7 protein-coding genes are annotated in these 2,950 nt (G+C 41.7%); all 7 read left to right on the top strand.

What is annotated here, in order from left to right; genetic code table 11:
* Positions 1–224 precede the first annotated feature (224 nt).
* Positions 225–728 (top strand): hypothetical protein, encoded by a 504-nt coding sequence (locus BLT32_RS12750; RefSeq protein WP_053954636.1) that lies wholly within the window; start codon positions 225–227, stop codon positions 726–728.
* A gap of 12 nt (positions 729–740) precedes the next feature.
* Positions 741–968, top strand: coding sequence for a hypothetical protein (locus BLT32_RS12745; RefSeq protein ID WP_053954637.1), 228 nt, complete (start codon positions 741–743; stop codon positions 966–968).
* Entirely contained in the window at positions 965–1,135 is a 171-nt protein-coding gene (locus BLT32_RS12960) for a hypothetical protein (protein WP_161802666.1), read from the top strand. Before BLT32_RS12745 ends, BLT32_RS12960 begins: the two co-directional genes overlap by 4 nt.
* A gap of 89 nt (positions 1,136–1,224) precedes the next feature.
* Complete coding sequence (locus BLT32_RS12740) at positions 1,225–1,839, top strand: DUF5610 domain-containing protein (protein ID WP_053954638.1); 615 nt, start codon at positions 1,225–1,227, stop codon at positions 1,837–1,839.
* Positions 1,840–1,938: 99 nt separating this feature from the next.
* Positions 1,939–2,157, top strand: coding sequence for a type II toxin-antitoxin system prevent-host-death family antitoxin (locus BLT32_RS12735; RefSeq protein WP_053954639.1), 219 nt, complete (start codon positions 1,939–1,941; stop codon positions 2,155–2,157).
* Entirely contained in the window at positions 2,141–2,494 is a 354-nt protein-coding gene (locus BLT32_RS12730) for a hypothetical protein (RefSeq protein WP_053954640.1), read from the top strand. The genes BLT32_RS12735 and BLT32_RS12730 overlap by 17 nt, the downstream gene beginning before the upstream one ends.
* Positions 2,495–2,681: 187 nt before the next feature.
* On the top strand, positions 2,682–2,950 hold a 269-nt coding region (locus tag BLT32_RS13005; RefSeq protein ID WP_218124032.1), incomplete at its 3' end, for a hypothetical protein.

The raw sequence follows: 2,950 nt of genomic DNA, 5'->3' as shown, positions 1-2,950 counted from the left end.
ACACTGTCTCAGCTAACCATCCACTTTGAAGGTCGACTGGATGGCCACATAGATTTATGAAAACTTGGCTGACACAGAATATTGAACACTCTCAAATATGATGCTGGTTGCGTCTCTTTGCTTAGTGTTAGCCACCGCTTTGCCTAGTCTTTCTTCGGGTATTCAGGAAGGCTTCGATAAAGCAAAAAACTCCTTAGAAAAAAGTCGGTAAGGAGTTAAACGTTTTGGACTCAAGTATTATTTTTGGATTGCTCGGTGGAGCGGTAGCTGTCTTACTGGGGCCTGTAATTACCAGAAGCGCTGCAGCAAAGCAGACGAATGGTAGACTTTATTATGGGAGCTGGTTATTTCTTCTTGGCTTAGTCTGCCTTCTTTTTACTGCTTATCTTGGCTGGAAGTTTCTGTTCGGTGAAGAGCTTTTCAATAATTCCGCTGATGCAATTTATGGCTTAATTTTAATTTGTAGCTTTGGACTATCCGCTTACGCGTCACTTGCTGAATACTTCAAGGTAAAAGGGCAGTTCGATTCATGCATAATAACGTTTTATAGTCCCTGGACGGGTATAAAAGAAGAGCGTTGGGAAAACCTTGTTTCGGCAAACTTCAACGCTCTTATGTATTGGTTTGTACTGGAATTTGAATCAGGGAAAAAAGTCCGGGTAACACCGCTCTTAAATGGGCATGGTGAACTGAAAAGATTACTTAAAGATAAAGGTTTTGAAGTATAAAAGGGTAACCCGATGACAGAAAAAGACATAATAAAAACAATTAATAAGCACAGTATAAAAGCCGTCATCGCTGTTGTTTTAGTAACGTTAATTGCTGAAGTCTTAGATATCTATTTTTTTCACGGCGATCTGCTATCGCCAATATGGATTATATTGCTTGCCATTGGGGCATGTTTATATGTTTTCCAAAAAGTGTTGGTCGATCTCTTGGTTAAAGACGAAGTCAAGGAAGAAAAATGAAAAACGCATTACTCACCGGCCTGGGAATTGGTGCTGGTGTGGCTATTTATGAAGTATTGACGAATGGGCTCTCTGGCGCTGACTTTTATCGCGCTATTTTTGTTGGTGTATTTTGCACGGTCATTTATGCGGTTTATTACTCCCTTAAGCCTAAATCAGAAGGCTAAATCGTCTAAACTTTAATCAAAACCTGCCGATAATACAGTTACGGACTATACTGAAAGTCAGTGATAGCCGATTTTGCAGGAGTGCCATCATGCCTATTAATCCAACCAATTTCGCAACAGGCTCTGGCAAGCCTAATTCTAATAGCGTAAGAACTGAATCTAACGCCGATAACCGTGATGTTAAAGACGCAAAAACAGAGTCGAAGAAGGCATATAATGCCGCTATTCTCGCCGCGCATGAAAAGGTCTCATTAAATAGTAACAATGAGTCATTAAGCTTGCTGTACAAGACCGCACTCGAAGGCATTAATGCCGAGCTTGAGCCTGTCATGGGAAAGAACGCAGCGAAGAAAATTTACGAGTCTGGCGTCGACACTTCCCCTAAAGCCACGGCTGATCGCATTGTCTCCTTTGCCACTAATTTTTACAGCCGTTATAAAGAGTTAAACCCTGGTGATTCAGAAGAAGAGACGCTGAATAACTTTCTGGAGCTGATAAAAGGCGGCATCGACAAAGGTTTTAAAGACGCGGTTACTATTTTGCAAGGGCTACAGGTCTACGAAGGAAAAGTAGAAAGCGATGCTGATGAAACCTACAAGCTAATAGAGCAAGGTCTTGAACGCTTCCGTGAGCGAGTACTTGAAGAAGCGAAGAAACAAGGCGATTCTGATGGTGAAACTGAGCGCGCCCCTGAAAGCGACTAAAGACGGCAAGCTCGGTTAACTGGAACATAAAGAGTTGCGCACTGTAGAAGTAGTGTTATAGTTATCGACAGTCTTTAAAAAGTCTTTTTGAGGCCTTTTGTGAAAACTGAAACGGTTACTTATCTAAAAGAAAACGCTAATTCCCTTGAACTCAATGAAGAGTTGCTTGTTACCAAAAAGGGCAAACCCGCGTACGTGGTTCAGTCTTTTTCCGATTATGAGTTTCAACAAGAAACTCTAGCACTTTTGAAGCTTCTGAAGCTATCCGAAAAGTCGTTGGATGACGAAAGGTTGAGCCTTGATGAAGCATTCGAGTGAGTTTTATAGAGTAGAAGCCTCTCGTGTCTTTAAGTTGTCTACCAGACGCTTCCGTAGCTTCATAGAACACAATTATTCAGAGTCGATTGCTGATAAGGTGATTGCCAACATAAAAGACAGGATTAAAGAACAACTGCCAGTTAACCCTAAAATAGGCCCCATTAGCGAGCGACTTCTTAGTCTGGGGGTTGCTGATTATAGGCAGTGGTTGGTTGATGACTATAACCTTGTATTTTATAAAGTTGATGAAGCTAATCAAAAAGTCGAACTCTTGTTATTAATGTCGACTAAGCAAAATATCCGGAAGCTGCTCTTCGAAGTAAACCTGTTGATTTAGATAGTTATAAACAATTAGCTAGCCACGCTCCTACCGCCACTGATTTGCTTTTCTCGGTTAAAGAAATTATCGTAGTTAACGTTTTTATAACGACTCGCTTAGCTCTACGGGCAATGAGCTAGTATGCCTCATACAGCGCGTTTGATGATAACCGGAGGAAGTAATGACGTCGCTAAAGTAACCTCTCTTGGATCTATGGGCGGGCATTTGCTTGCTTGTTTTCACCGTAGCAGTGATTGATATTGTTTTCTACTGGCCTGATACCGGTTTTGACTGGATGTTTTTAGGTAAAAATGTGCTTTATGCAATTGCTACTGGCTATTGGGTTTGGAGGCTTTTAATCCAGCCTTATCGAAAACGTTGCGTATTTCGGTCTATCCGGACAGCGATTCCGGCATCATTCGGACAAGCGTTCCGGTGTCGTCCGGACAAGTTAATTCTCACCTCGCATGATTT

The organism is Idiomarina zobellii (assembly GCF_900100855.1).
Classification (GTDB): Bacteria; Pseudomonadota; Gammaproteobacteria; order Enterobacterales; family Alteromonadaceae; genus Idiomarina; species Idiomarina zobellii.
This window is presented reverse-complemented; position numbering and strand designations above follow the sequence as displayed.

Excerpts from the sequence above, each read along its gene's own strand:
- BLT32_RS12745 (WP_053954637.1), top strand. The coding sequence starts at position 741 with ATGACAGAAAAAGACATAATAAAAACAATTAATAAGCACAGTATAAAA.
- BLT32_RS12960 (WP_161802666.1), top strand. The coding sequence starts at position 965 with ATGAAAAACGCATTACTCACCGGCCTGGGAATTGGTGCTGGTGTGGCT.
- BLT32_RS12740 (WP_053954638.1), top strand. The coding sequence starts at position 1,225 with ATGCCTATTAATCCAACCAATTTCGCAACAGGCTCTGGCAAGCCTAAT.
- BLT32_RS12730 (WP_053954640.1), top strand. The coding sequence starts at position 2,141 with ATGAAGCATTCGAGTGAGTTTTATAGAGTAGAAGCCTCTCGTGTCTTT.